At 62.1% G+C, this 24,282-nt stretch carries 28 protein-coding genes and 1 riboswitch; of the genes, 13 read left to right on the top strand and 15 right to left on the bottom strand.

Annotation, left to right across the window (positions count from 1 at the left end; genetic code table 11):
- The first annotated feature begins 28 nt into the window (after window positions 1-28).
- Window positions 29-559 (top strand): flavin reductase family protein, encoded by a 531-nt coding sequence (locus tag ACLBKR_RS20205; protein WP_113486031.1) that lies wholly within the window; start codon window positions 29-31, stop codon window positions 557-559.
- On the opposite strand, the gene thiD is transcribed toward ACLBKR_RS20205, so the two are convergent.
- Genes thiD through thiM form a run of 3 tightly spaced genes read right to left on the bottom strand, consistent with a single transcriptional unit; the run spans window position 534 to window position 2,796 of the window.
- Window positions 534-1,364, bottom strand: coding sequence for a bifunctional hydroxymethylpyrimidine kinase/phosphomethylpyrimidine kinase (gene thiD, locus ACLBKR_RS20200; RefSeq protein ID WP_113486030.1), 831 nt, complete (start codon window positions 1,362-1,364; stop codon window positions 534-536). The genes ACLBKR_RS20205 and thiD overlap by 26 nt on opposite strands.
- On the bottom strand, window positions 1,361-1,996 hold the full coding sequence (thiE, locus tag ACLBKR_RS20195; RefSeq protein ID WP_113338411.1) for a thiamine phosphate synthase: 636 nt from the start codon (window positions 1,994-1,996) through the stop codon (window positions 1,361-1,363). Before thiE ends, thiD begins: the two co-directional genes overlap by 4 nt.
- Window positions 1,993-2,796 carry a hydroxyethylthiazole kinase gene (gene thiM / locus ACLBKR_RS20190; RefSeq protein ID WP_113338412.1) on the bottom strand — a complete coding sequence of 268 codons (804 nt, stop codon included), beginning with the start codon at window positions 2,794-2,796 and terminating at the stop codon, window positions 1,993-1,995. Before thiM ends, thiE begins: the two co-directional genes overlap by 4 nt.
- A gap of 55 nt (window positions 2,797-2,851) precedes the next feature.
- Window positions 2,852-2,948, bottom strand: a riboswitch (TPP riboswitch).
- A gap of 160 nt (window positions 2,949-3,108) precedes the next feature.
- Between thiM and ACLBKR_RS20185 the strand changes: the two genes are divergently transcribed.
- Window positions 3,109-3,783: an HAD-IA family hydrolase gene (locus ACLBKR_RS20185; RefSeq protein WP_414900151.1), complete on the top strand. Its 675-nt coding sequence runs from the start codon at window positions 3,109-3,111 to the stop codon at window positions 3,781-3,783.
- Between the two features lie 31 nt (window positions 3,784-3,814).
- On the opposite strand, the gene ACLBKR_RS20180 is transcribed toward ACLBKR_RS20185, so the two are convergent.
- Complete coding sequence (locus tag ACLBKR_RS20180) at window positions 3,815-5,398, bottom strand: peptide chain release factor 3 (RefSeq protein WP_113437236.1); 1,584 nt, start codon at window positions 5,396-5,398, stop codon at window positions 3,815-3,817.
- Window positions 5,399-5,490: 92 nt separating this feature from the next.
- On the opposite strand from ACLBKR_RS20180, the gene dut reads away from it, so the two are divergent.
- Both dut and ACLBKR_RS20170 read left to right on the top strand, forming a co-directional pair.
- The gene (gene dut / locus ACLBKR_RS20175; RefSeq protein WP_113446983.1) at window positions 5,491-5,964 is read left to right on the top strand and encodes a dUTP diphosphatase; all 474 of its coding nucleotides are present in this window, start codon (window positions 5,491-5,493) and stop codon (window positions 5,962-5,964) included.
- The gene (locus ACLBKR_RS20170; RefSeq protein WP_113446984.1) at window positions 5,961-6,851 is read left to right on the top strand and encodes a GNAT family N-acetyltransferase; all 891 of its coding nucleotides are present in this window, start codon (window positions 5,961-5,963) and stop codon (window positions 6,849-6,851) included. The genes dut and ACLBKR_RS20170 overlap by 4 nt, the downstream gene beginning before the upstream one ends.
- Window positions 6,852-6,858: 7 nt before the next feature.
- Here ACLBKR_RS20170 and ACLBKR_RS20165 read toward each other — a convergent pair whose 3' ends face one another.
- Entirely contained in the window at window positions 6,859-7,314 is a 456-nt protein-coding gene (locus tag ACLBKR_RS20165; RefSeq protein ID WP_113446985.1) for an Lrp/AsnC family transcriptional regulator, read from the bottom strand.
- Between the two features lie 108 nt (window positions 7,315-7,422).
- Here ACLBKR_RS20165 and ACLBKR_RS20160 point away from each other — a divergent pair, with 108 nt between their 5' ends.
- Window positions 7,423-8,337 (top strand): DMT family transporter, encoded by a 915-nt coding sequence (locus ACLBKR_RS20160; RefSeq protein WP_113446986.1) that lies wholly within the window; start codon window positions 7,423-7,425, stop codon window positions 8,335-8,337.
- Window positions 8,334-8,636 carry an NIPSNAP family protein gene (locus ACLBKR_RS20155; protein ID WP_113446987.1) on the top strand — a complete coding sequence of 101 codons (303 nt, stop codon included), beginning with the start codon at window positions 8,334-8,336 and terminating at the stop codon, window positions 8,634-8,636. The genes ACLBKR_RS20160 and ACLBKR_RS20155 overlap by 4 nt, the downstream gene beginning before the upstream one ends.
- Before the next feature lie 117 nt (window positions 8,637-8,753).
- Here the strand turns inward: ACLBKR_RS20155 and ACLBKR_RS20150 are convergent, their stop codons facing one another.
- A complete protein-coding gene (locus tag ACLBKR_RS20150) occupies window positions 8,754-9,386 on the bottom strand; it encodes a LysE family translocator (protein WP_113446988.1) in 633 nt (210 codons plus the stop codon).
- Window positions 9,387-9,589: 203 nt separating this feature from the next.
- Here ACLBKR_RS20150 and ACLBKR_RS20145 point away from each other — a divergent pair, with 203 nt between their 5' ends.
- A complete protein-coding gene (locus tag ACLBKR_RS20145) occupies window positions 9,590-10,204 on the top strand; it encodes a LysE family translocator (RefSeq protein ID WP_113446989.1) in 615 nt (204 codons plus the stop codon).
- A 144-nt stretch (window positions 10,205-10,348) separates the two neighbouring features.
- On the top strand, window positions 10,349-11,317 hold the full coding sequence (cysK, locus tag ACLBKR_RS20140; RefSeq protein ID WP_113338419.1) for a cysteine synthase A: 969 nt from the start codon (window positions 10,349-10,351) through the stop codon (window positions 11,315-11,317).
- A gap of 77 nt (window positions 11,318-11,394) precedes the next feature.
- Here the strand turns inward: cysK and ACLBKR_RS20135 are convergent, their stop codons facing one another.
- From ACLBKR_RS20135 to rsmI, 9 genes are all read right to left on the bottom strand, one after another.
- Window positions 11,395-12,927, bottom strand: coding sequence for a YifB family Mg chelatase-like AAA ATPase (locus ACLBKR_RS20135; protein ID WP_112827647.1), 1,533 nt, complete (start codon window positions 12,925-12,927; stop codon window positions 11,395-11,397).
- Window positions 12,928-13,128: 201 nt separating this feature from the next.
- Window positions 13,129-14,076, bottom strand: coding sequence for a glutathione synthase (gene gshB, locus ACLBKR_RS20130; RefSeq protein ID WP_113437237.1), 948 nt, complete (start codon window positions 14,074-14,076; stop codon window positions 13,129-13,131).
- A 90-nt stretch (window positions 14,077-14,166) separates the two neighbouring features.
- Window positions 14,167-14,640: a cupin domain-containing protein gene (locus ACLBKR_RS20125; protein ID WP_414901843.1), complete on the bottom strand. Its 474-nt coding sequence runs from the start codon at window positions 14,638-14,640 to the stop codon at window positions 14,167-14,169.
- A gap of 162 nt (window positions 14,641-14,802) precedes the next feature.
- Window positions 14,803-15,918: a sn-glycerol-3-phosphate import ATP-binding protein UgpC gene (locus tag ACLBKR_RS20120; RefSeq protein ID WP_112827645.1), complete on the bottom strand. Its 1,116-nt coding sequence runs from the start codon at window positions 15,916-15,918 to the stop codon at window positions 14,803-14,805.
- Window positions 15,919-15,932: 14 nt separating this feature from the next.
- On the bottom strand, window positions 15,933-16,775 hold the full coding sequence (ugpE, locus tag ACLBKR_RS20115; RefSeq protein ID WP_112827644.1) for a sn-glycerol-3-phosphate ABC transporter permease UgpE: 843 nt from the start codon (window positions 16,773-16,775) through the stop codon (window positions 15,933-15,935).
- Window positions 16,776-16,785: 10 nt separating this feature from the next.
- On the bottom strand, window positions 16,786-17,667 hold the full coding sequence (locus ACLBKR_RS20110; RefSeq protein WP_113446993.1) for an ABC transporter permease subunit: 882 nt from the start codon (window positions 17,665-17,667) through the stop codon (window positions 16,786-16,788).
- Window positions 17,668-17,737: 70 nt separating this feature from the next.
- Window positions 17,738-19,036: an extracellular solute-binding protein gene (locus ACLBKR_RS20105; protein WP_113438951.1), complete on the bottom strand. Its 1,299-nt coding sequence runs from the start codon at window positions 19,034-19,036 to the stop codon at window positions 17,738-17,740.
- Between the two features lie 125 nt (window positions 19,037-19,161).
- Complete coding sequence (locus ACLBKR_RS20100; RefSeq protein ID WP_113437240.1) at window positions 19,162-19,560, bottom strand: YraN family protein; 399 nt, start codon at window positions 19,558-19,560, stop codon at window positions 19,162-19,164.
- Window positions 19,557-20,468, bottom strand: coding sequence for a 16S rRNA (cytidine(1402)-2'-O)-methyltransferase (gene rsmI / locus ACLBKR_RS20095; RefSeq protein ID WP_113338434.1), 912 nt, complete (start codon window positions 20,466-20,468; stop codon window positions 19,557-19,559). The genes ACLBKR_RS20100 and rsmI overlap by 4 nt, the downstream gene beginning before the upstream one ends.
- 250 nt (window positions 20,469-20,718) lie before the next feature.
- Between rsmI and dnaN the strand changes: the two genes are divergently transcribed.
- The 5 genes from dnaN (at window position 20,719) to ACLBKR_RS20070 (ending at window position 24,204) form a co-directional block, all read left to right on the top strand.
- Window positions 20,719-21,837, top strand: a complete 1,119-nt coding sequence (gene dnaN, locus ACLBKR_RS20090; protein WP_112827639.1) for a DNA polymerase III subunit beta — start codon at window positions 20,719-20,721, stop codon at window positions 21,835-21,837.
- A 121-nt stretch (window positions 21,838-21,958) separates the two neighbouring features.
- Window positions 21,959-22,555, top strand: a complete 597-nt coding sequence (gene pmtA / locus ACLBKR_RS20085; protein ID WP_113338436.1) for a phospholipid N-methyltransferase PmtA — start codon at window positions 21,959-21,961, stop codon at window positions 22,553-22,555.
- Between the two features lie 6 nt (window positions 22,556-22,561).
- A complete protein-coding gene (locus ACLBKR_RS20080) occupies window positions 22,562-23,152 on the top strand; it encodes a histidine phosphatase family protein (protein ID WP_113446994.1) in 591 nt (196 codons plus the stop codon).
- Window positions 23,149-23,844, top strand: a complete 696-nt coding sequence (pyrF, locus tag ACLBKR_RS20075) for an orotidine-5'-phosphate decarboxylase (protein ID WP_162757793.1) — start codon at window positions 23,149-23,151, stop codon at window positions 23,842-23,844. The genes ACLBKR_RS20080 and pyrF overlap by 4 nt, the downstream gene beginning before the upstream one ends.
- 72 nt (window positions 23,845-23,916) lie before the next feature.
- Window positions 23,917-24,204, top strand: a complete 288-nt coding sequence (locus ACLBKR_RS20070; protein ID WP_112827635.1) for a DUF1330 domain-containing protein — start codon at window positions 23,917-23,919, stop codon at window positions 24,202-24,204.
- The last annotated feature ends 78 nt before the right edge of the window (window positions 24,205-24,282 follow it).

Below are 24,282 nucleotides of genomic sequence, written 5' to 3'. Positions count from 1 at the left end.
TCGGAACGGAGCCACAAGAGGTGCCGTCATGAAGGAATTCCCGATTTCCAAGGTCTATCAGCTGATCGAGCCGGGTCCCGTCGTCCTGCTCACCACAAGCTACGGCGGCAAAGCCAATGTCATGACGATGTCGTGGCACATGATGATGGAATTCACCCCGCCGAGGCTCGCCTGCATCGTCAGCGGCGCCGACTACAGTTTCATTGCGCTTACGAAGACTGAGGAATGCGTGATCGCCATTCCCTCCGTCGAGATGGCCGAAAAGGTGGTGGCCATCGGTAACTGCTCGGGGCGCGACACCGACAAATTCTCGGAGATCGGGCTGACGCCGCTTCCGGCAACGGAAATCGCCGCGCCCCTTATCGCCGAATGCTTCGCCAATCTCGAATGCAAGGTCGTCGATCAGGATTTCGTCGAGCGCTACAACCTCTTCGTCCTCGAAGTGGTGAAGGCCTGGCACGATCCGGCAAGGACCATGCCAAAGACCATTCATCACAAGGGCTACGGCACATTCGCCGTCGATGGCGAGGACATCACGCTCGATTCGAAGATGCCGTAGGGCTCGCCTGCCAGAAACGATGAAAATGATGGACCGGCCCGTGCCCGGAGCCGACGGAGAGGTCGCCCGATGCCGCGACTGCTCCAGCGAGCCAGGCTTTCGCGGTGGCGACGGCCTCGACCGGAGACAGGCCCATGGCGAGACCGGCGGCGACTGCGCTCGACAGCGAGCAGCCGGTGCCATGGGTGTTCTTCGTCACAACACGCGGCGCCTCGAACCAGTGCGTTTCTTCCTTCGAGACGAGGACATCCGGGCTTTCCGACCCTTCGAGATGTCCTCCCTTGACGAGAACGGCAGCCGGGCCGAGCGTAAGCAGAGCCGTACCCTGTTCCGCCATAGCCATTCGATCGGGAGCTTCTCCCATGCCAAGCAGGGCGGCCGCCTCAGGCAGGTTCGGCGTCAACAATGTCGCGAGCGGCAACAGGCATTCGGTCAAGGCAGCGACCGCCGACACATCGAGCAGCGCCGCGCCACCCTTGGCGATCATCACCGGATCGAGCACCACCGGCACATCGGAATAGGCGGCCAGCACGCCGGCGACAGCACGGGCAATGCCGGCATTGGCGATCATGCCGATCTTGACCGCATCGACCCGGACGTCTGCAAAGACCATGCGGATCTGTTCGGCCACGAATTCCGGCGGCACGGCATGCACGCCGGAGACCCCCTTGGTGTTCTGGGCCGTCAACGCCGTCAGCGCTGCCATACCGTAAACGCCAAAGGCCGAGAAGGTCTTGAGATCGGCCTGAATGCCCGCTCCCCCCGAGGGATCGGAGCCGGCGATGGACAATACATTGCGGATCATCGGCGTGCCCTCCGGATCGCCTCTGCAAGTTCCGCTGTCGCCGAGGCAGGATCAGGCTGGCCGCAGATGGCGGAGACGACGGCAAGGCCGGCCGCGCCTGTCGCAAGCGTGTCGGCGACATGCTGAAGCTTCAGCCCTCCGATGCCGACGACCGGCACGGGGCTAGCCGCAGCGACCGCCGCAAGCCCCTGAAACCCGATGGCCGGCGGATGACCGGGCTTGGTCGAGGTTGGAAAAACCGGTCCGACGCCGACGTGATCGATGACCGACGGGTCGAGCGCATTGGCCAGTTCGACGCTGCCGATAGAAAGACCGAGGATCATGTCCGGCCCTATCAGCCTGCGCACCTCGGCAACGGGCATGTCGCTCTGGCCGACATGCACGCCGTCGGCGCCGATAGCAATTGCCGCCTCGACATCGTCGTTAACGATGAGCGGCACGCCGGAACCGGCGAGGGCGGCTTTCAGCGCCCGGCCGGTCTCGATCATGTCTCTTGTCGCCGCCTTCTTGTCGCGCAGCTGGACCAGCGTCGCGCCGCCGGCAACGGCGAGCCGGGCCGTTTCCACCATGCCTATGGGTTCGCACAGCACCGGATCGAGGACCAGATAAAGGGAGAGATCGACGTTTTTCATAGCCGTTCGATCCTTGCTTCGCTATCCAGCACCTCCGGTGTGAGGGCAGCGAGAGCGTCGAGGAAACGCCAGCCGAACGAACCCGGACCGTCCGATCCCGCAGCCGCCCGCTCACCGGCCACGGCAAAATGCGCGAGAGCCGCGACGGTTGCCGAAAGAGGATCTGAAGGACGGATGGCGACATAGGCGCCGACGAGGCAGGTGAGCGAGCAACCGAGCGCCGTCACCTTCGGCATCAGCGCGGAGCCGCCGGAAAGCCTGGCTGCATGGCGGCCATCGGTGACGAAATCGGTCGTGCCCGTCACCGCGACGACACAAGCCTGACGTCTGGCCAGTTCGTTTGCCGCTTTCTCGGCAAGTTCCACCGGGTCGCGGCTGTCGACGCCCTTCGCGCTGCTCGTACCGCCAGCAAGGGCAATAATCTCGGAGGCATTGCCACGGATCACCGTCGGGGCGAGCGTCAGAAGCTCGGCCGTCACCTTGCGGCGATAGGCGGTGGCAAAATGCGCAACCGGATCGAACACCCATGGCCGGTGGGCGGCGGTCGCTCCGCCGATCGCCGCCTTCATGCCGGCAATCCATTGCGGCGAGGCCGTGCCGATATTGACGGTGAGCCCACCGGCGATGCCGGCAAATTCACCTGCCTCCTCCTCCGCGTGGACCATGGCAGGCGAAGCGCCCGCCGCCAGCAACACATTGGCGGCAATGTTCATCGCGACGTAGTTGGTGATGCATTGCACCAGCGGTGCCGTCTCGCGCATCTCGCGCAACAGGTTTCCGGGAAACTGGATCTCGTTCATTTGCCCCTTTCAGGCGGGGCAAATCGGCAGGAACGCAACAGTCACGAAGACGGGTGAGCGATCCCGAGCGACTCCCTCCGCCAGCATTATCTGGTTCAGGTTCGAAGGGTACGTCTCAGCCCGTCTTGCGACGAGCGCCCCTGTCTCTCAACACGGCTGTTATAGACCGCGCCTCGTCCGCTGTCACCTGTGAAAGCCGAACACAATAAGCGTCTCCTGCACCACGCGGTTTTGAACCGCAAGCGTTTGCCGCCCACCGCAAAACCGGCTATTTCCTTGCCGATCATGACCATCTGCTTCGGAGAGCCGACATTGACCACCAGCGGAACCACAGTCTTCGACAAGCGCTATGCCGGTTTCCTCTTCGACATGGACGGTACGCTGCTCAACTCCATCGCCGCGGCCGAGCGGGTCTGGAGCCGATGGGCGGAACGGCAGGGCCTCGACGTCGAGGCCTTCCTGCCGACAATGCACGGCAAGCGCGGCGTCGATACCATCCGGGGGCTCGGTCTTCCCGGTATCGATGTCGAGGCTGAAGCGCTGGAGATCGAGCGCGGCGAGATCGAGGATGTCGAGGGGGTCGTGGCAATTCCCGGCGCAGTCGAATTCCTCAAGTCGTTACCACCGAAGCGCTGGGCCATCGTGACCTCGGCACCCGTCGCACTCGCAAGGGCGCGGATCGAGGCTGCCGGCCTACCACAACCGCCAAGGATCGTCACCGCGGAGGATGTAAAGATCGGCAAGCCCGATCCGGCAGGCTATCTGCTCGCGGCCCGTCATCTCGACGTGCCGTCGTCGCGCTGCCTCGTATTCGAGGATGTTTTAGCAGGCGTGAAGGCCGCCGAAGCGGCGGGCGCGGACGTCATGGTGGTTACCGCCACCCACAGCCACAGGATGGAAACGTCCCATGCGACGATCGCCTCCTATGAAGGCATGACCGTGCATCTCGACGGCACCGGCGAGATGCGGATCGTCAGGGAAGCCTGACCATCCGCATCATGAATGGATAAAGCCGGTATCACGCCGCCTTGGCGACGTGATATTCCTTGATCGCAACCATTTTCACGGCCGGATAGCGCTCTGACTCGTAACGCAACGAAAAGCCGTCCTGCGCCATGAAAACCGGATCGCCGTCGAGGTCTCGGCAGATATCGCCCCGATGCGACGACATGAACTTGTCGAGATCGACCGGCTGCTCGGCGGAGATCCAGCGGCAGACCGAAAAGCGCGACATTTCGAAGGAAACCGGCAAGCCGTATTCCGCCGACAGGCGTTCCTTCAGAACGTCGAGTTGCAGGGCGCCGACGACGCCAACGATAGCGGGCGAACCATCTTCCGGCTGGAAAAGCTGGACGACGCCCTCTTCCGCCATCTGCTGCAGGGCTTCCTTGAGCTTCTTTGCCTTCATCGCATCTTCCAGACGCACGCGGCGCAGGATTTCCGGCGAGAAGTTCGGCACGCCCTGGAACACCAGCGGTTCGCCTTCGGTCAGCGTGTCTCCGATGCGCAGCGTGCCGTGGTTCGGAATGCCGACCACGTCGCCGGCATAGGCCGTATCGGCAAGCTGGCGCTGGGATGCGAAGAAGAACTGCGGTGCGGTCAGACCAAGCTGCTTGCCCGTGCGAGAAAGCCTCGCCTTCATGCCGCGCTCCAGCTTGCCCGAGCAGATGCGGGCAAAGGCAATACGGTCGCGATGGTTCGGGTCCATATTGGCCTGGATCTTGAAAACGAAGGCCGTCATCCTGTCTTCCGCCGCATGGACGGTGCGGATATCGGCCACCTGATCGCGCGGCGGCGGCGCGTAGGCACCAAGCGCGTTGATGAGGTCGCGAACGCCGAAGTTCTTCAGCGCCGAGCCGAAAAAGACCGGAGTCATATGCCCTTCGAGGAAAGCCTTGCGGTCGAAGGGACGGCAGGCCTCGCGGGCAAGTTCCAGTTCATCGATGAAGACCTGGCGCTCGTTTTCCGGCAGACGATCTGCAACCGCCTGCGGACCGTTGACGGGCGTCGGTTCGACCTGCGTGTCGGAACCGCGATAGGTGTTGTCGGCAAGGTTGTAGGAGCCGCAAAACGTCTTGGAACGGCCGACCGGCCATGTGATGGGCGCGGTGTCGAGCGCCAGCTTCTCCTCGACCTCATCCAGAATCTCGAAGGGATCGCGGCTTTCGCGGTCCATCTTGTTGACGAATGTGATGATCGGAATGTCGCGCATGCGGCAGACTTCGAAGAGTTTCAGCGTCCGAGGCTCGATACCTTTGGCGGCATCGATGACCATGACGGCAGCATCGACCGCCGTCAGCGTGCGATAGGTGTCGTCGGCGAAGTCCTCGTGGCCGGGCGTATCGAGAATGTTGAAGACATTGCCTTCATATTCGAAGGTCATCACCGAGGTAACGACCGAGATGCCGCGTTCGCGCTCGATCTTCATCCAGTCCGAACGGGTCTGGATGCGATCCTTCTTGGCCTTGACTTCGCCGGCGAGCTGGATCGCGCCGCCGAACAGCAGCAGCTTTTCGGTAAGCGTGGTCTTGCCGGCGTCCGGATGCGCGATGATCGCGAAAGTGCGGCGGCGGGATACCGCCTCTGCGAGCGTTTCAGCCATGAGTGTGAATCCTGTGGAATTGCCGCGTATCTAGCGACTAAAAGCCGGCAATGCAATTGACCTGCGGCTTTCGCGCGCAAACTAATGGACGCATGAATATCCATAACGACATTCGCCCCACGCTCAAGCTCGTCCGCCTGCCGCATGGTGAGGATCTGCCGCTGCCCGCCTACGAGACGGCCGGTGCCGCCGGCATGGACCTCAGAGCCGCCGTTGCCGACGATCAGCCGATCACGCTTGCGCCTGGACAGCGCGCGCTCGTTCCGACCGGTTTCGTCATGGAAATCCCGGAGGGTTTCGAGGCCCAGATCCGTCCGCGTTCCGGCCTTGCCTTCAAGAACGGCATCACCTGCCTCAACACACCCGGGACCATCGACAGCGATTATCGCGGCGAGGTGAAAGTGCTGCTCATCAATCTCGGCGACGAGCCTTTCGAGATCACCCGCGGCATGCGCATCGCCCAGACGATCATCGCTCCGGTAACGCAGGTTCGGGTTCAGGAAGCAACCGAGGCTTCCACCACCAATCGCGGCGCGGGCGGATTCGGCTCCACCGGCGTGGCATGAGCCCGCCCGACAGGCCGGGCCTCCTCTTCCGTCAGGACTATTTCGATGATCCGGCCGGATGGTCGGCGATCAAGACGCTACTCATCGATATCTTCAACGTCGATATCAGTGCCCTCGACGGACTTGGCGGTCATGACCGCAGCAGCTTTCCTTCGGCCTATTTCGACGGCGACGGCGGTTGCGTCGCCAATCTTAGCGCCTTTTCCATGCCGATGATGGTCGGTGGACGCGTCATCAAGGCTGCCGGCTGGCAATCGGGCGCGGTGCGGCCCGAATATCGCGGTCGTGGCCTCTACCAGGACCTCATCCACATCACGCTCGAGCGCTGCGACGAGCAGGGGTTCGAGGCCATCGTGCTCTACACGGACAAGCCCGGCCTCTATGAGCCGCATGGCTTCCGCACCGTACCGCAATACAGCTTCAAGGGGCCAGCGCCGGCCGCGTCCGGCAAACCACGGTCGGCCCGCCCGCTCGACATTGACGCGGATCTCGATTTGTTGCGGAAGCTACTCGCCGGCCGCATGCCGGTTTCCAGCCGCTTTGCCGTTGCCGACCAGCGACTGATGTTCCTGCTGAACTGTCATCTGATCGAAGATATCAAGCTCTCCCTGCTCGCCGACGAGGAGGCCGTCATTGTGTGGCGGCTGGCGGAAGATGGAGCATTCCAGCTTCTCGACGTCGCCGGCCCCCGTATTCCGCCGCTTGCCGAGATCGTCGCCGGTCTTGGTATCGCACCTGTTTCCGTCGAGGCATTCATCACGCGGGATCGCCTTTCCTGGAAATCAGAGGCCGTCGCGGACACCGGAACGCAGGTCTTCATGATGCGTGCGCCGGACGAGCTTTTTCCGAGCGGGCCGACCTGCATTTCCCCCATGGCGGAGTTCTGAAATCCGCTTAAGCGACCGGCGGCGGCAGGCGTCGCTTCACCGGCGTCGACTTTATCATAGACGTATTCGTCTGCGCCCGCTCCACCACGCGTTCGAGGATGCGGTCCAGATCGGTCATGCTGCGCACGGCCATGCGGCAGATGAAGCAGTCGTCGCCCGTCACCTTGTCGCATTCTGTGATCTCGGGCGTCTCCTGAATGATCCGCTCGACGATATGCAGCATACCAGGCAGCGGGCGTACCCGGACAATCGCCTGCAGGGGATAGCCAAGCGCCTCCAACTCCACATCCGCGCTGTAACCGGTCAGCACGCCCCGCTCCTCGAGCCGGCGCAATCGCTCCGAACAACTGGGCGACGAAAGGCCCGCTTTCACTGCAAGTTCCTTCAGCGAGATGCGCGCATCCTCGGCCAGTGCCTCGACGATCCTGCGATCCGCAGCATCCAGAGAAAGATAAGCCTCCACGGACTATTCTCCTAAGAAAAATACCCGAGAAAGACTATCAACCTAATCGAAGACCAGCAATATCCCGGAAGACCGTAATAGAATGCAGCCACAACAACGGAGAGAACAATGGCTGACGCGTCACGACGGGGAATATGGGAAATGACCGCCGCCATGGCGATGTCGGGAACCATCGGATGGTTCGTGGTGATGTCGGGCGAGCCGCCCGTCAACGTCGTCTTCTGGCGCTGTCTGTTCGGTCTTCCGGCGCTGCTCCTGATCTGCCGGTTTGGTGGCCATCTGCGCCTCGATGCATTCGACCGACGACGGCTGATGCTGGCGATTGCGGGTGGCGTGGCGCTGGTCCTGAACTGGCTGGCTCTCTTTTCCGCCTATCCCCTTGCCTCCATTTCCGTCGCCACGATCGTCTACAACGTCCAGCCCTTCCTGCTGGTCGGCCTGGGCGTCGTGTTTCTCGGAGAGACGATTTCGCGCGGCAAGGTCTTCTGGCTGGTCGTCGCCTTTGCCGGAACGGTGGCGATGACGATGGGTGGCGTTCAGATCGGAACGGCCGCGGGGTCGTTCGGATATATTCTCGGCATCCTGCTCTCGCTGACCGCCGCCTTCTGCTATGCGCTTGCTGCACTCGCCGCCCGCCAGCTCAAGGGCACCCCACCGCAGTTGATCGCGCTGGTTCAGGTGGCGACCGGAGCCATCATGCTCGCCCCGCTGGCGGACTGGACATCGTTGCCTTCCACGCCGGCGACATGGTCGATACTCGCCACGCTCGGCTTCGTGCATACCGGTCTGATGTATGCCCTGCTCTACAGCGCCATCCAGCGGCTTCCGGTCGCGCTGACCGGCACGCTATCGTTTCTCTATCCGGTCGTCGCCGTGCTCGTGGATATCTTCGCCTTCGGCCACGTGCTGACCGCAACGCAGGCAGCGGGTGCTGCCGGCATCCTGCTTGCCGCCATCGCCGCCACGCTCAACTGGGCGCCGCCGTTTCTCAACCCACCCCGCACAAAGGAAAACCGTGCATGATCACCTGCAGCCTTCGCTATGTCATCGATCCCTACAAGCTTGCCGAATTCGAACACTATGCGAAGCTCTGGATCCCTCTCGTCAACCGGCTCGGCGGCACCCATCACGGCTATTTCCTGCCATCCGAGGGGGCAAACAACATCGCGCTTGCGCTGTTCAGCTTCCCCTCACTTGCCGAATATGAAGTCTACAGAACCCGCATGGCCGAAGACGAAGAGTGCAAGGCTGCCTTCGCCTATGCCGAGGAGACACGCTGCATCCTGAGCTACGACCGCAGCTTCATGCGCCCGGTCTTCTAAGCCTTCAGGGCATTTCCGGAGGCAAAACCGGTTTCCGCTTTTGCAGGAATTGCCCTATCTTTTTGTTTTAACGCATTCTCCGAACGCAAAAGCGACCTCGCTCTTGCTGGAAATGCTCTAGCGCTGCGCTTCCGTGGCCATCCGCAAGGCGAGCGCCGCCAGCACCGTGCCCATCAACCAGCGTTGAACGACCATCCAGAAGGGACGGCCCGCAAGGAAGATGGCAATGGATCCCGCCATCAGCGCAATCATGGAATTGACCGTGACGCTGATGGCGATCTGCGTGCTCCCCAGCACCACCGACTGCAGAAGAACGCTGCCCTTGGCGGGATCGACGAACTGCGGCAGCAGTGAGAGATAGAGAACGGCGGCCTTCGGATTGAGAAGGTTCGTCACAAGGCCCATGGCGAAGAGTTTGCGGGGGCTATCCTTCGGCAGGTCGCGCACCTGAAAGGGCGAGCGCCCGCCCGGCTTGAGCGCCTGCCATGCCATCCACAGCAGATAGGCAGCACCTGCGAATTTCAGAACATCATAGGCGAAAGGCACGGCCATGATGAGGACGGTGATGCCGAGCGCCGACATCAGCATGTAGAAGACGAAGCCGAGCGCCACGCCGCCAAGCGAAACGAGGCCGGCGACCGGCCCCTGGCAGATGGATCGCGACACCAGATAGATCATGTTCGGCCCGGGCGTGAGCACCATGCCAAGGCAGATCAGGGCAAATGCGAGGATGGCAGGCGGAGAAGGCATCGGAAATCCAATTGGAAATGTCGGACAAAGGCGGGCGCCGCAAGCCTATGCGGGCCAGAACGCCCGCCGCAAGCGCAATCCTGTCACCATTGCAAGTTCGCGCGAGGAACGATAGGGCGTCACCGAAGACCGGAGCAATCCCGGCAACCGGATTCGCGGCCCAGTCCTGGTCATTGGAACCCGGCTTCCACGAGGAGGAAACCATGACACCCGCCACCCTTATCGCCTATAGCGGCGCACTCTTCATCGCCGCCGCCATTCCCGGACCGGGCATGACGGCGATCGTCGCGCGGGCCCTCGGCTCCGGTTTCCGTTCGACATTTTTCATGGGGCTCGGCCTCATCCTTGGCGACCTCTGCTACCTGACCGCGGTCGTCCTCGGTCTCGCCCTGGTGGCGCAGACCTTCACCACGCCGTTTCTCATCATCAAATATCTCGGCGCGCTTTATCTCTGCCACATCGCCTGGAAACTCTGGACAGCCGGACTGCTTCCACAAGACATCGAGGCGCAGCGCTCGACCCATGCCGGCCTGTCGTTCCTCTCCGGTTTTCTACTAACGCTCGGAAACCCCAAGACCATGCTCTTCTACGTCGCGCTGGTGCCGACATTGCTTCCTCTCGACAAGATCGGCGCGCAGGATTACGCGCTGCTTGTGAGCATTACTTTCGCGGTGCTGATGGCGGTTCTGGTGCCTTACATCCTGCTCGCCTCGCAGGCCCGGTCGCTTCTGAAAAAGCCGGCAGCCCTCAAGGCCCTGAACCGCTCGGCGGCCAGCGTTCTGGCCGGTACCGCCGCCTATATCGCCACCCGCGCATAGGCTGGAATGACTTTCGCAATCGAGGCATCGGGTCGCAGCGTTTTTTCCAGACTATCGGCGCCAAGCGGATGAAGGCTTCTGGCGAGCGGTCGGTTTTGATCCTATTGTGATTTCCGACAAAGGGCATTTCCAGGGAGCAAGATCATGTCGGAAGCCAAGAAGCCGGGCCGCGGCCGCGTCTACAACTCGATCACCGAGACCATCGGAGACACGCCGATCGTGCGCCTCGACAAGCTCGCGAAGGAGAAGGGAGTGAAGGCCAATCTTCTGGCAAAGCTCGAGTTCTTCAATCCGATCGCCTCGGTGAAAGATCGTATCGGCGTCGCCATGATCGAAAGCCTCGAGGCTCAGGGCAAGATTGCGCCCGGAAAGACCACCCTCATCGAGCCGACCTCCGGCAACACAGGTATCGCACTCGCCTTTGCCGCCGCGGCAAAGGGTTACAAGCTGATCCTGACCATGCCGGAAACCATGTCGATCGAGCGCCGCAAGATGCTGGCGCTGTTCGGCGCGGAACTGGTCCTGACCGAGGGGCCGAAGGGCATGAAGGGGGCAATCGCCAAGGCCGAGGAACTGGCCGCGACGCTGCCGGACGCCATCATTCCCCAGCAGTTCGAAAACCCTGCCAATCCGGAAATCCATCGCAAGACGACCGCCGAGGAAATCTGGAACGACACGGATGGCAAGGTCGACATCTTCGTTGCCGGTATCGGCACGGGCGGCACCATCACCGGGGCCGGCCAGGTGCTGAAAGCGAAAAAACCTTCGATCAAGGTTGTCGCCGTCGAGCCGGCCGACAGTCCCGTGCTCTCCGGCGGCAATCCCGGCCCCCACAAGATCCAGGGCATTGGCGCCGGTTTCGCTCCGAAAATCCTCGACACCGCGATCTATGACGAAATCGTCACCGTCACCAATGATGAAGCTTTCGAAACCGCGCGGCTCGTGGCACGGCTTGAGGGTGTACCCGTCGGTATCTCCTCCGGTGCCGCGCTAACGGCGGCGATCAAGGTCGGCAGCCGCGAGGAAAATGCCGGCAAGACCATCGTCGTCATCATCCCGTCCTTTGCCGAGCGTTATCTGTCGACGGCCCTTTTCGCCGGCCTCGGCGAATAACAGCCGTCCGGCTCTGCACCGCATCAAGGGGCGCGACATGGCGCCCCTTTCGCCTTCCGGATTCATCCGGCCCAGCTTCACGCGGCGGCAGAGAGCCGTTCCGACGGGATTCTATAGGAAATCGCCTCGGCGAGATGGATGCGCCCGAGCATCGCCGCTCCGTCGAGATCCGCAAGCGTTCGCGCAACCTTCAGCACCCGATGATAGGCTCGGGCTGAAAACCTGAATTTCTCCGCCGCATCCCTCAGGAGTTGTGTGCCGCCGGCGTCCAGTTCCGCAAACTTTTCGATCATCGCCGTCGAGCAACGGGCGTTGGTCGCCACGCCCGCGATACCGGCCGTCGCAAAACGCTCCCGTTGCCGTTCGCGGGCAGCGGCAACGCGACGGGCGACATCTTCGCTTCGCTCGGCCGCCATCGGCTTGATGAGGTCGGTGGCCGAAACGGCCGGCACATCGATGCGGATATCGATGCGATCCATCAGGGGGCCGGAGATCCGTCCCTGATAATCGGTGAGGCAACGCGGGCCGCGGGCGCAGGTGTGTCCCGGCTCTCCCGCCATGCCGCAGCGACAGGGGTTCATTGCCGCCACAAGCTGGAAATCGGCAGGATAGGAGACCCGGTGATTGGCCCGCGCGATGATGCATTCGCCCGTTTCCAGGGGCTGGCGCAGCGCATCCAGCACCTGCGGCGAAAACTCCGGGAACTCATCGAGGAAAAGTACGCCGTGATGCGCGAGCGAGGCTTCGCCCGGCCGTGCCCGCAGACCGCCCCCGACAAGAGCTGCCATGGTGGCGGAATGATGCGGCGTGCGGAACGGCCGCCGGTCGGAAAGCTTGCCGCCCGAGAGCTGGCCGGCGACGGAATGCACCATGGAGACATCCAGCAATTCGGCGGCGGAAAGCGGCGGCAGGATGGACGGCAGGCGGGCCGCCAGCATCGACTTGCCGGAGCCGGGAGGCCCGACCATCAACAGATTATGGCCACCGGCGGCAGCGACTTCCAGCGCCCGCTTGGCGCTCTCCTGTCCCTTGATATCGGCGAGGTCAGGCAGATTGGCGGCGGGCGCCCGTATCGCCGGTTGCGGCCGGGACAGAACCTGGGTGCCTCGAAAATGGTTGGCAAGCGCAATCAGGCTGCGGGGTGCCAGGATATCGATGTCCGACCCCGCCCAGGCAGCCTCGGCGCCGCTTTCGGCCGGGCAGATCAGGCCCTTGCCCATGCCGTTCGCCCCGATTGCGGCGGGAAGGGCGCCGGCCACGGCGGCAATCGTCCCATCGAGATTGAGTTCGCCGATGACGACATAACCGGAAAGCGCATCGGCGGGAATGGCGCCAAGTGCGGCCATCAAGCCAAGCGCGATCGGCAGGTCGAAATGCGAGCCTTCCTTGGGAAGATCAGCGGGAGCGAGATTGACCGTCACCCGCTTCGGCGGTAGCGCCAGTCCCGAGGCATGAAGCGCTGCCTGTACCCGTTCCCGGCTTTCGGCCACCGCCTTGTCCGGCAGGCCGACGATCTGCATGCCGATCTTGCCCGGCGCGACCATCACCTGAACATCGACCGGAACGCCCTCTATGCCCTGAAATGCAACCGTACTGACACGCGCCACCATCGCCCGTTCCCCTGCTCGCCCCTCTGCTGGCCATCTGCGCAACTACATCTTGCGCGGGCTGCCGATTGCAATCTTGCACGATCGCAATGCAAAAACAAGAACATTAACGGAACAAATTCGCGTTAAAGTCGGAAACAGGTTGTCGCCGGTTGCATTTGGCGAACAAAACCGGATCGCACACGGCTGCGATCCGGAGCGCGGTCAGGCGCGCTTCTTTTCGATGGCGTCCCACAGGAGCGCTGCAATATCGGCGCCACCGAATCTCTTCACTTCGCGAATGCCGGTGGGCGACGTCACGTTGATCTCGGTCATGTAATCGCCGATGACATCGATGCCGACCAGCAGGAAGCCACGCTCCCTCAGCGCGGGCCCAATGCGGGTGCAGATTTCCTTCTCGCGTGCCGTGAGTTCGGTTGCCTCGGCCCGACCGCCGACATGCATGTTCGAACGGCTGTCGTGTTCGGCCGGCACGCGGTTGATGGCGCCGACGGGTTCGCCGTCGACCAGAATGATGCGCTTGTCGCCCTTGCGCACCGCCGGCAGATAGGCCTGGGCAATGAAGGGCTCACGGAACATCTGGTGGAACATCTCGATCAGCGACGAGAAGTTGCGATCGTCGCGAGCGGAATGGAAAACGCCGGCGCCGCCATTGCCGTAAAGCGGCTTGAGGATGATATCGCCCATCTCCTCGCGGAAGCGGGCGATCTCGCCTGCATCGCGGGTAATCAGCGTCTTCGGCATGAGATCAGCAAATTCGGTGACGAAGATCTTCTCCGGCGAATTGCGCACCCAGGCCGGATCGTTCACGACCAGCGTCTTCGGATGAATGCGTTCGAGCAGATGGGTCGAGGTGATATAGGCCATGTCGAAAGGCGGGTCCTGCCTGAGCAGCACTACATCCATGGTCGAGAGATCGACCTGTTCGGCCTCGCCGAGCGTGAAATGGTCGCCCTTCACGTCACGCAACTGCATCGGCTGGACGGTGGCGAAGATGCGGCCGTCGCGCATGCTGAGCTGGTTCGGCGTATAGTGAAAAAGCCGATAGCCGCGGGCCTGCGCCTCCAGGCTCATTGCGAAAGTGGAGTCCCCCGCAATATTGATGGTGGAGACGTGGTCCATCTGGACCGCGACATTGAGAATCTTCGCCATGACCCTGCCCCTGTTGAAAGCCTTGGAGATTTAGGCTTCCTCAAGGCCAAAGGCAACGTCCCGCGGTCTTCAATTTTGCTGATAGGCGGATCAGCCGAGCACGCTTTTTGCGGTCGGGGAACGCAGCGCGTTGCGGATACGATAGAGGATTGCCAGCGGCTCGGGAAAGGGTTTGCGCAGGAAGGCGATCTTGCGCACGTATTCGTCCACGCGCCAGGTTGCCCAGGTGCCGCCGCGGAAATAGGCGATATCGCCTGCCCGCAGGATGCGCTCCGTGCCGTCTTCCGCGGTGACGTGCACCTCGCCCTCCTGGATCACCACGGTTTCGTCCCAGCCGAAATACCAGCGGAATTCCCCCGCCGTGCAATCCCACACGGCCGTCGAACTTGCTTCGTCCGCGCTGGTGGAATGATCGCCGACGCGGGCGATCGGCGTTCCCCGAATGATCCATTCGGGATTGATCGGCGCGGGCTTCAAAGCGAGATGGCCGCTATTGGCCGAGACGACCGGCGGGACATCGCCGAAACGGCGCGGGCGCGGCATGGTCATCAGCACGCCGGCCATGCCGGCAATCAGGAGCTTCAAAGGCATTTCCGTTCCCATCCACTTGTGAATTTCGCGGGAACGCTACCAAAGAGCGGTTATATTATCGTTCGCGGGATCGCTAAAATTGCAGGAATTCGCCGCCCCGGATCGAGGCGGCGAGGCTGCAAACGGTGGAGACGATCATGCCGGAGACGCTTCCATCACCGGATTTGCCTCTCCGACCTGCGGCACCTCCGCCGATGAAGCCGCGATCCGCCGGCCGTTGGCGCGATCGAAGAAATGCAGCCGCTGCGGCATGACCGCGAGACGCATCTGCGCCGGAATTTCCGTGCCGAGCGCAATAACGGCAGTCAGTGGCTGGCCGCCGACAAGACCGTGGACGAGGCGATGGGCGCCGAGTTCCTCGACATAATCGACCTTGAACGGCAGGGACGGTTCGTCTGCGGCGGCAGGCATCAGATCCTCCCCCCGGACGCCGACAGTCACCTCGCCTTCAACCGGCAGGCCGCCCGGAAATGAGATCGCCGCATCTCCGACGGAGAGTTTCCCGCCTTCCACCATCCCCTGCACAAGGTTCATCGCGGGAGAGCCGATGAAGCTCGCAACGAAGGTGGAGGCCGGGCGATGATAGACCTCGAGCGGCGTACCGATCTGCTCGATCGCACCGCCATTCAGCACCACCAGCCGGTCGGCAAGCGTCATCGCTTCGAGCTGGTCGTGGGTCACGTAGATCGCGGTCGTGCCGAGACGGCGCTGCAGCTTGCGGATTTCGCCGCGCATAGTGACACGCAGCTTGGCATCGAGATTGGAAAGGGGCTCATCGAACAGGAAGACCGCGGGCTTCCGCACGATGGCCCTGCCCATCGCAACGCGCTGGCGCTGGCCGCCCGAAAGTGCCCGCGGCTTGCGTTTCAGATAGGGCTCGATCTCCAGCATACGGGCAGCTTCCGCCACACGCGCCTCGATTTCCGCCTTCGGCGTCTTGCGGTTCTTCAGGCCGTAGGCGAGGTTGTCGTAGACCGTCATGTGCGGATAGAGCGCGTAATTCTGGAACACCATGGCGATGTCGCGGTCGGCGGGCTCGATCTGGTTGACGATGCGGTCGTCGATGCTGACCGTGCCCTCCGAAATGGTCTCCAGCCCGGCGACCATGCGCAAGAGCGTGGACTTGCCACAGCCGGACGGACCGACGAGCACGATGAATTCGCCATCGGCGATATCGATGTCGATGCTTTTGACGGCGCGAACCCCGCCGTCGTAGATCTTCGAGACCTGGTCGATATGAATGGAAGCCATGGGCTCAACCTTTCCTACTTGTCGGTTTCCGTCAGGCCCTTGATGAACCAGCTCTGGAAGATCACCACGACGATGACGGGCGGCAGCATGGCGAGCACGGCCATGGCGAAAGCCTCGTTGTAGTCGGGGATCTGCGAGCCGACCCAGACCTGCAGGATCTGCTTGATGCCGCGCATCAGGGTGTAGAAGCTTTCGTCCGTCGTCATCAGCAGCGGCCAGAGATATTGGTTCCAGCCATAGACGAACATGATGATGAAAACCGCTGCGATCATCGTGCGCGAGAGCGGCACCAGCACGTCGAAGAAGAACTTGATCGGCCCGGCACCGTCGATGCGCGCGGCCTCCAACAGCTCGTCCGGCACGGACTTGAAGAACTGCCGGAAGAAGAAAGTGCCGGTCGCCGACGCCAGAAGCGGCAGGATCAGCCCGGTGTGGGTGTTGAGCAGGCCGAGGTCGCTCATCACCTGATAGGACGGCATGATGCGCACTTCGAGCGGCAGAAGCAGCGTCGTGAAGATCAGCCAGAAGGCAAGCGTCGCGAAGCGGAAGCGGAAATAGACGATGGCATAGGCGGCCATCATCGACAGCACAATCTTGCCGACAGCGAAGCCGACGCCGAGGATCAGCGAATTCCAGGCCATGGTCAGGCCGGTCACCTGGCCTGTAAAGCCGCCGCCATGGAATAGCACCCTGCTATAGGTCTCGTCGAACTGGTCGCCGATCGCCAGCATCAGCCCCTTGGAATGGATTTCAGCGGCGCTGTGCGTGGATGTGGTGAAGGCGACCACCAGCGGCCCGAGCATCAGGACGACGCCGGCGATCAGGATCAGGTGGTCGAAGAACTTTGTTCTGTACATGCGCCTCTCCTCAACCGTAGTGAACGCGGCGTTCGATGAAGCGGAACTGGATCAGCGTCAGCACCAGGACCACCACCATCAAGATCACCGACTGGGCCGAGGACGCGCCGAGATCGTTGCCGCGGAAACCGTCGAGATAGACCTTGTAGACCAGGGTGATCGGATTGTTGGCCGCCTTGTCCTTCACGATGACGTCGATGACGCCGAAGGTGTCGAACAGCGAATAGGTCATGTTGATGATAAGCAGGAAGAAGGCGGTCGGCGTCAGGAGCGGCAGGATGACCGTCCAGAAGCGCCGCGTTCCCGACTTGCAGTCGATCGCCGCGGCCTCGCGAATGGAGGTCGGAATGCCCTGCAGGCCGGACAGGAAGAAGATAAAATTATAGGGGATCTGGTTCCACACAGCGACGGCCACCATGGCAAAGGCGGTGTCGAAGTAGTTGATCCCGACCTTCATGTGCCAGCCGAACAGCGAGACGAATTTCACAAAGGGGCCGATATGCTGGTCGAAGAACATCATACCGATCAGGCCCGCGACCGGGGGCGCGATGGCATAGACGACGATCAGCAGTGTCCGATAGGCCGATTGGCCGCGAATGACGGCATCGGCTTTCAGCGCCAGGAGCAGGCCGAGCGACAGGGTAAGAAAGGTGACGATCAGGCTGTAGACGATCGTGAAACGGGCGACCTTCAGATATTCCGCGGAATTCAGGGCGTCGGTGTAGTTGCTCAATCCGACGAAACTTGCGCCGAAGCCGAAGGGGTCTTCGATGAAGAACGAGGAATGGATCGCCTGCGCCGACGGCCAGTAGAAAAAGATCGCGATGATCGCGAACTGCGGCAACAGGAACAGATAGGGTAGAAATCGCGAGGAAAACTGGACGCGCTTCATCGGGTGCCTTTCAAAGCAAACCCCGGGGGCGCAGCCCCCGGGAGCTCATCATCACATCAGGTTCCGGAAATCAGCCGGCCGTCTTGGCGAAGCGGGCGAGCAGCTCGTCGGCTTCCTTCTTGATGGTTTCCATCGCGTCCTTCGGCGTGGTTTCACCGGAGAAGATACGGTTGTATTCGCGTTCCATCACCGAGCGGATCTGCGGATAGAAGCCCAGTCGGTAGCCCTTGTCCCACTCGGCGCCCGGCAGCGAAAGCTGCTGGATACCGACTTCGGCGGCCGGCTTCTCGGTGTAGTAGCCTTCCTTCTTGGCCAGCTCGTAGGCCGCCTTGGTGATGGCGACGTAGCCGGTCGATTGGTGGTAGAACTTCTGGATCTCCGGCGAGGTCAGGAAGTGGAAGAAGGAAGCGACGCACTTGTTTTCGGCTTCCGGCTTGCCGGCCATGGCAAACAGCGAGGCGCCGCCAATGAAGGTGTGCACGCCTTCCGGAATGATCGACTTCCAATAGGGCAGGAAGGTTGCCGAGAAGGGCATGGTCGCGGTCTTCTGCAGGCCGCCGAACGAACCCGAAGAACCGATCCAGAGCGCAACCTTGCCTTCTTCGAAGGGCTTCTGGTTGTCGTTCCAGCCGGCGCCGTAGTAGCCGAACAGGCCCTGGTCGTACCAGGCCTTCAGCTTTTCATACATCATGACGTGGTTCGGATCGGTCACGTTGATCTTCGTGTCGACGATGCTGTCGTAGCCGTTGTTGTTCGAAGCGAACTGCAGGTTATGACGCGAGAAGAAGTTCTCGGTGAATTCCCAGGTGAGCTGGGTCTGGACGAGCGGAATGTAGCCGGCTTCCTTGAGCTTCGGAGCGATGGCTTCGAACTCTTCCCAGGTCTTCGGAGCTTCGACACCGGCCTTCTTCAGGGCGTCGGTGTTGATGTACATGATCGGAGCCGAGGAGTTGAACGGCATGCCAACGAACTTGCCGGTGGAGTCGGCATAGAAGTAACGAACGCCTTCGATGAAGTCTTCGCGGTTGAAATCATAGCCGGCCTGCTTGATGAGGTCTTCGGCCGGAATGACGGCACCCTTGGCGTTGATGATGGTGGCGGCGCCTGCGTCGAAGACCTGCAGGATGTTCGGCTGCTCGCCGGAACGGAAGGCCGCGATGCCGGCGGACAGGGCTTCTTCATAGGAACCCTTGGAGACCGGCGTCAGCGCGCATTCGCTCTGGGCTTCGTTGAACTTCTGGGCGACTTCGTTGATGACTTCGCCGTTACGGCCGCCCATGCCATGCCACCAGGTGATGTTGGTCGCAGCAAGCGAGGTGCTTGCGGTCATGGACAGGGCCAGCGCTGCCAGTGAAAGCTTCTTGAACATGGATAAATCCTCTCCGCCGGTGTTGGGGTGAGGACTGCATTATTCGGCTTCTGTGACGCGCCCTTGAAACTTACATGACAGGGGGATGACAATCCGCAATCCCATGTCGCGGATAGGTCAGGTGGTTAGAAAGCGTCGATGAAATGCCGTGGCCATCGGCCTGGAACGATGGCCACGATATCGCATCGGACCGAAAGAGCCGTCGCATCCCGCTGGCGCGACAGCCAGTGATCGCCTGCGGAACGGATACGCTGCTGCGAGGAAAAGCCGACCGCATCGACGGCCCTTTGGGCGCTGTCCCGGGCCTTAACCTCCACCAGCGCGATCACAACGCCCTTTCGGGCAATGATATCCACCTCCCCGCCCCGGCTGCGGTAACGCATGGCGACGATGCGATATCCTTTCATGAGGAGATAAAGGGCCGCGACATATTCGGAGACCCGGCCGCGCCGTTCGGCCTTCATCCGTCCGCGATTTGGACCGGGGCTCGTCTTCTGCTTTTCCCCGGGCCGGATATCGCTCATGCTGCGCCCTTGAGATCGAGCAGTCGCTGATAGAGTTCCTTGCGGGGAAGACCGGTAATCCTGGACGCTTCCGTCGCGGCCTTGGCGGTCGGCAGACTGCCCGCAAGTTCGAGAAGAAGACCGTCCACTTCGCGCGCATCGGGTGCGGCCTTTTCCGGCGGCGGGCCGACGACCAGCACCACCTCGCCCTTCACCGCCTGGTCGGCATAGGCGGCGGCAAGCTCCTTGAGCGTACCGCGCCGGAATTCCTCGAAGGTCTTGGTCAGCTCGCGGCAGACAGAGGCCGAGCGCTCCGAACCGAGCACATCGGCGGCCGCGACAAGCGTATCGCCGATCCGATGGGGGCTCTCGAAAAAGATGAGCGTCGCCGGGACCTCGGCGAGTTCCGCCAATCGGTCGCGCCGGGCCTTGTCCTTGGTGGGCAGGAAGCCCGCAAAGAGGAAGGCGTCGTTCGGCAGGCCGGAGCCGACCAGCGCCGCAAGGGGAGCGGAGGCGCCGGGGATAGGCACCACACGGTGGCCAGCCTCGATCGCCAATTGCCCGAGACGATAGCCGGGATCGGAAACGAGCGGCGTGCCGGCATCCGAGACCAGAGCGACGGACTTGCCCGCCGCAAGCGCTGCAATCAACCGCGGCCCCGCCTCGGCGGCATTGTGTTCATGATAGGCGAAGGGACGGTTCTGAATGCCGTAACGGTCGAGAAGGACACGGGTGACGCGAGTGTCCTCGCAGGCCAGCACATCGGCGCCAGCCAGCGTTTCCAGCGCCCTCAGCGTGATATCGCCGAGATTGCCGATCGGGGTCGCGACCAGATAGAGCGCCGGCTGAAGCGGCCGGGCCGCGACACGCACATCGTTCACCCGATAGGTCCGTTCGCGGCCGTTTTCGTCGTTCCTGTCGCCCGTCACTTTGCTTCCCGTTCACGCCTGCACATCGATCACCCTTTATCGCCCCGCCCCGGCCAAGGGGCAAGGCAATCCTTTCCTCTGTGGATTAACGTTGATCGTATCGAATTGACACGAGGTCGGCACCGTCCCTCTTGCAATCCATGCGCAATTGCTGCCATTTTGCCCGTCCACATCATCCGGCCGCAGCCTGCAGTCGGAAAGAGCATTGCGGTCCTCCAGCGACCGCGACAGGTCGAAAGCGGTAGCGTCCATGCGTATTACTCTTGAACGGTCCAACCTTCTCAAATCGCTGAACCATGTGCATCGCGTGGTCGAACGGCGCAACACGATCCCGATCCTGTCGAACGTGCTGCTGCGGGCCGAAGGCGCAAGCCTCGCCATGAAGGCGACCGACCTCGACCTCGAAATTACCGAAGCCACCCCAGCCATGGTCGAACAGGCCGGCGCCACTACCGTTCCGGCACATCTGCTCTATGAAATCGTCCGCAAGCTGCCGGACGGCGCAGAAGTACTGCTCGCGACCAATCCGGACGGTTCTTCCATGACGGTCGCTTCCGGCCGTTCCAAGTTCTCGCTCCAGTGCCTTTCGGAAGCCGATTTCCCCGACCTCACAGCCGGCAACTTCACCCATGCCTTCAAGCTCAAGGCGACCGACCTGAAGATGCTGATCGACCGGACGCAATTCGCGATTTCGACAGAGGAAACGCGCTACTACCTGAACGGCATCTTCCTGCACACGATCGAGGCTGGCGGTGCGCTGAAGCTGCGCGCGGTCGCGACAGATGGACACCGGCTGGCCCGCGCCGACGTCGAGGCTCCCTCGGGTTCGGAAGGCATGCCGGGCATCATCATTCCGCGAAAGACTGTCGGCGAACTGCAAAAACTGGTCGACAATCCCGATCTCGTCGTCACCCTCGAAGTGTCTGATGCCAAGATCCGCCTGACGATCGGCTCCATCGTCATGACCTCGAAGCTGATCGACGGCACGTTCCCGGACTATCAGCGCGTCATCCCGACGGCAAACGACAAGGAAATGCGGGTCGATTGCCAGACTTTCGCCCAGGCCGTCGACCGCGTTTCGACGATTTCCTCGGAGCGCGGCCGCGCGGTGAAGCTCGCCCTTTCCGATGGTCAGCTGCTCTTGACGGTCAACAACCCCGATTCCGGCAGCGCCACGGAAGAAGTGGCCGTCGGATACGAGAACGACCCGATGGAGATCGGCTTCAACGCAAAATACCTGCTCGACATCACCGCGCAGCTTTCCGGCGACGACGCGATATTCCTGCTGGCCGATGCCGGCTCGCCAACGCTCATTCGCGACACGGCCGGCGACGATGCGCTTTATGTGCTGATGCCGATGCGCGTCTGACGGTAACTATTCCTTTGGATTTTTATCCGTCCGCGCCAAAAAGCCTTGTTTTTGCGACACATTGATCCAACATTCGGCCTGCGGATGAACCGCGGTTGAAGCTGGGCATGGAGGCGTGGCAATGGCATTGCGCTTGAAAGAGCGGTTCGAGAAGAAGTTCGACGACGAAATCCGGTTCTTCAAGGGCATGATGCAGGGCCCGAAAACGGTCGGAGCCATCGCCCCCACCTCGTCGATCACGGCGCGGCGCATGGCCAGCGTTGTCGATACTGTCCACTCCGGCCTGCCGGTGCTGGAGCTCGGACCCGGCACGGGCGTCATCACCAAGGCGATCCTCGCCCGGGGCGTGAAGCCCGAGGATATCGTTTCTGTCGAATATTCCGAGGATTTCTTCCAGCATCTGACGCGGACCTACCCCAAGGTCCGCTTCATTCATGGCGATGCCTTCAACCTCGGCAAGACGCTCGGCGCACTGTCGGAACAGAAATTCGATTCCGTCGTCTCAGCAGTTCCGCTTCTCAATTTCCCCATGGAAGCGCGCATCAGCATGCTCGAAGACCTGCTCGACCGCATTCCCGCCGGCCGACCCGTCATGCAGATCTCCTACGGTCCGGTCTCACCGATCATCGCACGTCCCCATCGCTATCACATTCAGCATTACGACTTCATCGTCCGCAATATCCCGCCGGCCCAGCTCTGGGTCTATCGCCGGGCATAACCGGCGATGTTCGGTCTCTACATCACCCATCCGCAGGTCCGGATCGATCCTGATGTTCCCGTTCCGCAGTGGGGGCTTTCCGATATCGGAGCGCAGCGAGCGCGAGCCGCCTCGGCCCTCCCGTGGGTACGCCAGCTGAGACGCATCGTTTCAAGTGCCGAGGTGAAGGCCATGGAAACGGCCGCGATCCTGGCCGAGGCCACAGGCATCGGTTATGAAACGGTGGAAGCGATGCATGAAAACGACCGATCAGCCACCGGCTTCCTGCCGCCCGAGGAATTCGAGAAGGCCGCCGACTGGTTTTTCGCACACCCCGGCGAGAGCTTTCGCGGCTGGGAAAAGGCAGTGGATGCGCAACGGCGGATCGTGAGCGCCGTCGAAACCGCGCTTGACAGGCACGGCCTCTCAAGTCCGATCGCCTTCGTCGGCCACGGCGGCGTCGGAACTCTCCTGAAATGCCATCTTGCCGGCCTTCCCATCGCCCGCAACCGGGACCAGCCGGGCGGCGGCGGCAATCTTTTCGCCTTCTCCCTTGCGGATCGGCGCGTCACATGCGACTGGACGCCCATGGAAAACTGGCAGGGAGTGGACCATTGAGCGCACGTGAACGCCTGATCGTCGGACTGGATGTACCGACGCTCCGCGAGGCCGAGGTTATCGTCGACAAGCTGGCGAACGACATCCTCTTCTACAAGATCGGCTATCAGCTCGCCTTCGCAGGCGGTCTTGAATTCGCCCGCGATCTTGCCGCCAGCGGCAAGAAGATCTTTCTCGACATGAAGCTTCTCGACATCGACAACACGGTTGCCTCAGGCGTCGAGAACATCGCGAAGATGGGCATGTCGATGCTGACGCTGCACGCCTATCCGAAGGCAATGCGGGCAGCGGTCGAGGCGGCCAAGGGCTCCGGCCTCTGCCTGCTCGGCGTGACCGTGCTCACCTCCATGGACGAGCAGGACCTGATCGACGCCGGCTACGAATACGATCCCCACACGCTGGTCCTGAAGCGCGCCGAACAGGCGCGCATCGCCGGCATGGGCGGTATCGTCTGCTCGGCGGAAGAAGCCGCAGCGGTGCGCAAGATCATCGGCCCGGACATGGCGCTGGTGACCCCGGGCATCCGGCCGGCCGGCGCCGACAAGGGCGACCAGAAGCGGGTGATGACGCCTTCCGATGCTTTGAAGGCGGGCTCCAGCCATCTCGTCGTCGCCCGACCGATCGTGAAAGCGCCCGACCCCAAGGAAGCGGCCCGTGCGATCCTCGCCGAAATGGGCGCGGCCCTCGCCTGAGGCGCGTCGGACGGGAAGACGCATCACATCAACGAGATCATCGCGCGAAAGGCGCAAGCAGGGAGAGAGAAAATGCCCAAAGGTTACTGGATCGCCCGTGTCGATATTCGTGATCCCGAGCGTTACAAGGATTATGTCGCCGCCGCCAAGCCCGCGTTCGAGAAATACGGCGCGAAGTTCCTCGCCCGGGGCGGTGCGTTCACGGAACTCGAGGGCAAGGCCCGCGCCCGCAACGTGGTGATCGAGTTTCCGTCCCACCAGGCTGCCGTCGACTGCTACAACTCGCCGGAATACCAGATCGCCGCCAAGATCCGCCAGGAAGTGGCCGATGCGGAGATGGTCGTCGTAGAAGGCGCATGAGACCATCGGAAGCATGCAATGGCGGAGGTTGGCCCTTTCGCTGACAAAGGGATTCGGCTAAGAGACGCAAAGACCACA

The organism is Paenirhizobium cremeum, from assembly GCF_047553425.1.
GTDB classification, from domain to species: Bacteria; Pseudomonadota; Alphaproteobacteria; order Rhizobiales; family Rhizobiaceae; genus Allorhizobium; species Allorhizobium cremeum.
Note: the sequence above shows the minus strand (reverse complement) of the source record. Positions and strands in the feature narration are given on the sequence as shown.